The organism is Pseudonocardia pini (assembly GCF_013870575.1).
Classification (GTDB): domain Bacteria; phylum Actinomycetota; class Actinomycetes; order Mycobacteriales; family Pseudonocardiaceae; genus Pseudonocardia; species Pseudonocardia pini.
In genome coordinates, this window is record NZ_JACBXB010000310.1 from 1 (window position 1) to 6,115 (window position 6,115).

The window sequence follows — 6,115 nt, forward strand, 5'->3', positions numbered from 1 at the left end:
CGCCCGGGCGCAGCCCCACGCCGTGGTCCCGCACGACCACCGCGACGGCGTGGGAGTCCCCCGCCAGCGTGACGTGCACCGGCCGCCCCTCGCCGTGGTCGATCGCGTTGGCGACGAGGTTGCGCACGATCCGTTCGACCCGCCGCGAGTCCACCTCGGCGTAGACGTCCCCGGGGAGGTCGAGCACCAGGGGCGTGGCCGACTCCTCGGCCAGCCCGCGGACGGCCTCCACGGCCCGCGAGACCACGTGCCGCATGTCGAGCCGTTCGGAGCCGAGCTCGGCCACCCCCGCGTCGAGCCGGGAGATCTCCAGCAGGTCGCCGAGCAGCGTCTCGAACCGGTCCAGCTCGTTGACCAGCAGCTCCGAGCTGCGGCGCAGCGCCGGGATGAGCTCGTCCCGCGAGGCGTAGAGGATGTCCGCGGCCATCCGGACGGTGGTCAACGGGGTGCGCAGCTCGTGGCTGACGTCGCTGGTGAAGCGGCGCTGCAGGGCGCCGAACTCCTCGAGCTGGCGGATCTGGCTCTGGATGCTGCCCGCCATCTCGTTGTACGACTCGAACAGGCGCGCGACCTCGTCCTCGCCGTGCACCGGCATGCGTTCGTCGAGATGGCCCTCCGCGAACCGCTCGGCCACCTCGGCCGCCTGCTTGACGGGCCGGACGACCTGCCGGGTGACCAGGCTCGCGATGCCCGCGAGCAGCAACAGGAGCACCAGGCCGCCCACGATCAGCGTGCTCTGGATCAGCCCGAGCGTGCGTTGCTCGGCGTCCAGCGGGAACATCAGGTACAGCTGCAGCTCACGCCCCGCGGTACGCACCGGCTGGCCCACGACCAGCGTGGGGATCGCGTCCACGGTCGTGTACTGCGTGCTCAGCGCCCCGCTGGCCACGGCCTGCCGCTGCTCGGGGGAGATCGCGTCCAGGTCTCCCGCGGAGATCTCCGGGCCCGAGCCCGCGCCGGTGGTGAGCGCCGCGCGGAACTCGCCGGCGGTGGGTGCGCCGGACTCCGCGGTGGACTGGTTGGTGAGCCGGTCGAGGGCGTTGTTCAGGGTGCCCTGGGCGCCCTCGCGGTCCGGGTCGACGCCGGAGAGGTCCCGCTCGGAGACGATCCGGGCGGACTCGGCCTGGATGATGGCCGCGTCGAACTTCGCCTGGATGAGCCGGTCCGCGATCTGGGTCTGCAGGACCAGGCCGAGGACGAGCACGACGGCGAGCGACAGGGCGAGCGTGGACACCACGACGCGCAGCTGCAGCGAACGCCGCCAGGCGGCCAGCGCCGCGGCGCGGACCTCGGAGAACAGCACCGCGGCCGACGCGGCGACCCGCCTGGCCCGCCGGGCCCCGGGCAGCCGCGCGACCAGCGACCTCACGGACACCGGATCACTGGACCCGTCCTCACGGCGGCCCGGCCTTGTACCCCACGCCGCGGACGGTCAGCACGACCTCCGGGTGCTCTGGGTCCTTCTCGACCTTGGACCGCAGGCGCTGGACGTGCACGTTCACCAGCCGCGTGTCCGCCGCGTGCCGGTAGCCCCAGACCTGCTCGAGCAGCACCTCGCGGGTGAACACCTGGCGCGGCTTGCGGGCCAGCGCCACGAGCAGGTCGAACTCCAGCGGGGTCAGCGCGATCCGCTCGCCCTGCCGGGTGACCTGGTGGGCGGGCACGTCGATGTCCACGTCCCCGATGGTGAGCTGCTCGGCGGGCTCGGTCTCGGTGCGCCGCACCCGGGCCCGGATCCGCGCGACGAGCTCCTTCGGCTTGAACGGCTTGACCACGTAGTCGTCCGCGCCGGACTCCAGGCCCAGCACGATGTCCACGGTGTCGCTCTTCGCCGTGAGCATCACGATCGGCACGCCGGACTCGGCGCGGATCGCCCGACACACGTCGATCCCGTTCATGCCGGGGAGCATGAGGTCGAGCAGCACGACGTCCGGGCGCATGTCCCGCACGGCGGGCAGCGCCCGGGTCCCGTCCCCGACCACGGCCGTGTCGAAGCCCTCGCCCCGCAGGACGATGGTCAGCATCTCGGCCAGGGCCGGGTCGTCGTCGACCACCAGAACGCGCGACTTCATGCCGTTCAGCATCCCACCCCACCCCGACAGTCCCGCTCCGACCCGCGGACCCGCGGAACGGCACCCACTCTGCATGCACTCTCGCCCATCCCGGCTTCGTGGCGAAGGCGGTCCAGATCAGAGACCTCGACGAGCACATCTACGAGGGTCATGAGGAGGCGTGCGGCGTCGGAGGGGATGTCGTCGTCGAAGTGCGGCTGCAGGCGATGGACGATCTCCGTCGCGATCGCGAGGAGCGGTGACCGATCAGGTCGTCGACGCCTCCGTCGTGTTCGAGGTCCTCGCGGGCGGAGGGACCGCCGAGCTGCGCAGGCGGATGCTGACCAGGTCCAGCTCCGCTCCAGAGCTGGTGCAGGTCGAGGTGCTCTCCGTCCTCCGCCGGGCAGCACGCCGCGGGACCGTCGCCCGGCGGGACGCCGACGCCATCGCCGAACGCCTGGCCGCGGAGATCGTCGGCTTCCCCGTGCGGTAGTCGGTAGCGCGGAACCCGACCACGCACGCCTGACCGAGCTGTGTCCAGTTCGGACGGCGGAGCGGCGCGATAGGGTCCCGGGGTGGGACGGCTGATCGTGATCGAGGGGCTCGACGGGTCCGGCAAGGCCACGTTGACCGCGCGCCTGGTGCAGGCGCTGCGCGGCGGCGGCGCGAGGGTCGCGACCCTCGCCTTCCCCCGCTACGACGCCGACGTCCACGCCGAGCTCGCCCGGGACGCGCTCTACGGGCGGCTCGGTGACCTCGCGGACTCGGTGCACGGGATGGCGGTGCTGTTCGCGCTCGACCGCCGGGACGCCGCCCCCGCCCTCCGTGACCTCCTGAGCAGCCACGACGTGGTCCTGGTGGACCGGTACGTCGCCAGCAACGCCGCGTACAACGCCGCCCGTCTGGAGCAGGGGGCCGGGGGCGAGGTGGTCCGCTGGGTGCACGATCTGGAGATCGCGCGCTTCGGCATCCCGGTCCCGGACCACCAGCTGTTGCTGGCGACCGAGCGGTCCGTGGCCGCGGCGCGGGCGCAGCGGAGGGCGGCGACCGATCCCGGCCGCGACCGGGACGCCTACGAGTCGGACGACTCCCTGCAGGCCCGCACCGACGCCGTCTACCGCGAGCTGGCCGCCCAGTCCTGGTTGAGCCCGTGGACGGTGCTGGAGGGCGAGGTCGACCCGAACGCCCTCGCCGCGCGGATCACAGGTCCCTGACCTCCGGCCAGGTGTGGGCGAAGCCGGGGTGCAGGTCCGGGCCCTCGGGCGACCCGAGGGTCGCCGCGCGGAACCACTGGAACTCCACGCTCTCGCCGCCCCGGATCGCCACCGGCAACGCCTCGTCCGCCCTGACGACGACCGTGGTGTAGCTCCAGCCGCCGTGGTCGTCCACGAACCGGGCGGTCTCGAGGAGCGGCCCGGTGTCCAGCTCCGACTCCTCGGCGGCCTCGCGGCGTGCGGCGGACTCGGCGGACTCGTCGAGGTGCCGCGCCCCACCCGGGATGCCCCAGGTGCCGCCGTGGTGGCTCCAGAGTGCCCGGTGCTGCAGCAGCACGAGCTCACCGGCACGGACGAGCAGGCCCGCCGCGCCGTAGAGACCCCAGTGCTTGTGGCCCTGCGCGCAGTACTGCCACCCGTCGCCGCTGGAACCCTGGGGAAGTGGAGCGGCGGCCATCAGGAGACCCTAACCCGACGACCGCCGCTCATCCAGAGATCGCTCAGTACCGGTAGTGCTCCGGCTTGAACGGGCCCTCGACGTCCACGCCGATGTACTCGGCCTGGTCCTTCGACAGCTTCGTCAGCTCGCCGCCCAGCGCCAGCACGTGGATCTTCGCGACCTTCTCGTCGAGGATCTTCGGCAGGCGGTAGACGTCCTTGTTGTACTCCTCGTGCTTGGTGTACAGCTCGACCTGCGCGATCACCTGGTTCGAGAAGCTGTTGCTCATCACGAACGACGGGTGGCCCGTCGCGTTGCCGAGGTTCATCAGCCTGCCCTCGGACAACACGATGATGGAGTGCCCGTCGGGGAACACCCACTCGTCGACCTGCGGCTTGATGTTCGTGCGGATGATGCCCTCGACGCGGCCGAGGCCCGCCATGTCGATCTCGTTGTCGAAGTGCCCGACGTTGCCGAGGATCGCCTGGTGCTTCATCTTCTTCATCAGGTCGACGGTGATGATGTCCTTGTTGCCCGTCGTGGTGATGACGATGTCGGCCTTGTCGATGACGTCCTCGATACGCGCCACCTGGAAGCCCTCGAGCAGCGCCTGTAGCGCGCAGATCGGGTCGACCTCGGAGACGATGACCCGGGCGCCCTGGCCCTGCAGCGCCTCCGCCGAGCCCTTGCCGACGTCCCCGAAGCCCGCGACGACCGCCACCTTGCCGCCGATCAGCACGTCCGTGCCGCGGTTGATGCCGTCGATCAGGGAGTGCCGGATGCCGTACTTGTTGTCGAACTTGCTCTTGGTGACCGAGTCGTTGACGTTGATCGCCGGGAACAGCAGCAGGCCCTGCTCGGCCAGCTGGTAGAGCCGGTGGACGCCGGTGGTGGTCTCCTCGGTGACGCCGCGGATGTCCGCGGCGACCGTGGTCCACTTCTGCGGGGTCGCGGCCAGCGAGCGGCGCAGGGTGTCGAGGATGATCCGGTACTCGTCCGCGACGGTGAGGTCGTCCGCCTCGACCGTGGGGACCACGCCGGTCCTCTCGAACTCGACGCTCTTGTGGACGAGCAGGGTCGCGTCCCCGCCGTCGTCGAGGATCATGTTCGGGCCGACCAGCTCACCGGAGTCGTCGGTGAAGTTGAAGAGCTGCTCGGTGGCCCACCAGTACTCCTCGAGGGTCTCGCCCTTCCAGGCGAAGACCGGGACGCCCTGGGGCGCCTCGGGGGTGCCGTGCGGGCCGACCACGATCGCGGCGGCCGCGTGGTCCTGGGTCGAGAAGATGTTGCAGGAGACCCAGCGGACGTCGGCGCCGAGGCTGACGAGGGTCTCGATCAGGACGGCGGTCTGGACCGTCATGTGCAGCGAGCCCGCGACCCGCGCGCCGTGCAGCGGCTTCGCCTCCGCGTACTCGCGGCGCAGCTCCATCAGGCCCGGCATCTCGTTCTCGGCCAGCCGGATCTCCTTGCGGCCGAACTCGTGCAGGCCGAGGTCGGCCACCGCGAAGTCCAGGCCGTTCACGTTCTGCAGCTTGTCGCTCATGTCTCTCCTCGCGCATGGGGGCTGACCCGCAGGAGATTCGACATGCGGGCCTCCTCCCGATGGATGGGAGGCGCCCTTTCTCGTCGTCGACCGCGGACCGAGCGTGGCGGCCGCGTGTCCTCGACGACACGCCGTCCGCTGCAGCGCCTCTCGACCCGCGCGGGTGCCAGGATAGCGGGTCAGCCGAGCAGGTGGTCCCGCAGCAGGGCCTCCGCGGCGTCGCCCCGCTCGTGGGCGGCGAGCAGGCCCGCGGGGGCGAGGGCGAAGTCCGCGTCGACCAGCACGGACGACCCCGCCAGCACGGGCGCCAGGACCGGGTCGCCCCGCAATGTGCCGACCAGCGCGGCGATCCCGGCGGGGTCCCGCTGGCGGAACACCCCACCCGAGAGCACGACGAGCCCCACGCCCGGGTCGTCCGTCTCCCCCTCGCGCAGGTGCCTGCGCATGGCCACCACCGCCGCCAGCGCCGCCACCCGGCGGTCCTCCGCGGCGCTGCCGGGGTCCCGCGGAACGGAGCCGACCTCGCTGGCCATCCGCCGGACCGTCGCGGACAGCAGATCGGCCTCGACGGGATCGACGATCTGCTCCGTCTGGGCCTCCTGCAGCACGCCCTCCGCAGCCGCGCGGACGCCGAGATCACCCTCGACCGTGCGGCGGACCGCGTGCTCGGGACCGGCCCCCCTCCCGGGCGGGAAGGCGGAGTGCACGTCCGTGGTCGCACAGCCGACGTCGACGACCAGGACCCGGGTGTCGCAGATCCGCGCCAGCTCGGCGGCACCGGACCGGACGGCGTCGGGGGTCATCACGCGGACCATCCGCCGGAAGCGCGGGGCGGCGGCCGGGCCGCGCCCGCCGAGCACGTGCCGCG

At 72.2% G+C, this 6,115-nt stretch carries 8 protein-coding genes; 3 read left to right on the forward strand and 5 right to left on the reverse strand.

The annotated features are described in order from the left end of the window. The coding region (gene mtrB, locus H5J29_RS17815) for an MtrAB system histidine kinase MtrB (protein ID WP_181782081.1) at window positions 1-1,375 on the reverse strand (1,375 nt) is incomplete at its 3' end. A gap of 19 nt (window positions 1,376-1,394) precedes the next feature. Next, window positions 1,395-2,072, reverse strand: a complete 678-nt coding sequence (gene mtrA / locus H5J29_RS17820) for an MtrAB system response regulator MtrA (protein ID WP_220187576.1) — start codon at window positions 2,070-2,072, stop codon at window positions 1,395-1,397. Between the two features lie 98 nt (window positions 2,073-2,170). On the opposite strand from mtrA, the gene H5J29_RS17825 reads away from it, so the two are divergent. The 3 genes from H5J29_RS17825 to H5J29_RS17835 all read left to right on the forward strand — a co-directional run bounded on the left by H5J29_RS17825 (window position 2,171) and on the right by H5J29_RS17835 (window position 3,265). Next, a complete protein-coding gene (locus H5J29_RS17825; protein ID WP_181782082.1) occupies window positions 2,171-2,314 on the forward strand; it encodes a hypothetical protein in 144 nt (47 codons plus the stop codon). Beyond that, window positions 2,311-2,544 (forward strand): PIN domain-containing protein, encoded by a 234-nt coding sequence (locus H5J29_RS17830; RefSeq protein ID WP_181782083.1) that lies wholly within the window; start codon window positions 2,311-2,313, stop codon window positions 2,542-2,544. The genes H5J29_RS17825 and H5J29_RS17830 overlap by 4 nt, the downstream gene beginning before the upstream one ends. An 82-nt stretch (window positions 2,545-2,626) precedes the next feature. Then, entirely contained in the window at window positions 2,627-3,265 is a 639-nt protein-coding gene (locus tag H5J29_RS17835; RefSeq protein WP_181782084.1) for a dTMP kinase, read from the forward strand. Here the strand turns inward: H5J29_RS17835 and H5J29_RS17840 are convergent. The 3 genes from H5J29_RS17840 to H5J29_RS17850 form a co-directional block, all read right to left on the reverse strand. After that, window positions 3,252-3,722, reverse strand: coding sequence for an NUDIX domain-containing protein (locus H5J29_RS17840; RefSeq protein ID WP_181782085.1), 471 nt, complete (start codon window positions 3,720-3,722; stop codon window positions 3,252-3,254). The two genes, H5J29_RS17835 and H5J29_RS17840, sit on opposite strands and share 14 nt — an antisense overlap. A gap of 43 nt (window positions 3,723-3,765) precedes the next feature. After that, window positions 3,766-5,247: an adenosylhomocysteinase gene (gene ahcY, locus H5J29_RS17845; protein WP_181782086.1), complete on the reverse strand. Its 1,482-nt coding sequence runs from the start codon at window positions 5,245-5,247 to the stop codon at window positions 3,766-3,768. 179 nt (window positions 5,248-5,426) lie between these two features. Next, window positions 5,427-6,115 (reverse strand): glutamate mutase L (locus H5J29_RS17850; RefSeq protein WP_181782087.1); only part of this gene is annotated, 689 nt, incomplete at its 5' end.

What these genes read in the sequence shown, in the direction of transcription:
- mtrA (WP_220187576.1), bottom strand. Translation starts at nt 2,072, where the DNA reads ATGAAGTCGCGCGTTCTGGTGGTCGACGACGACCCGGCCCTGGCCGAG.
- ahcY (WP_181782086.1), bottom strand. Translation starts at nt 5,247, where the DNA reads ATGAGCGACAAGCTGCAGAACGTGAACGGCCTGGACTTCGCGGTGGCC.
- H5J29_RS17840 (WP_181782085.1), bottom strand. Translation starts at nt 3,722, where the DNA reads ATGGCCGCCGCTCCACTTCCCCAGGGTTCCAGCGGCGACGGGTGGCAG.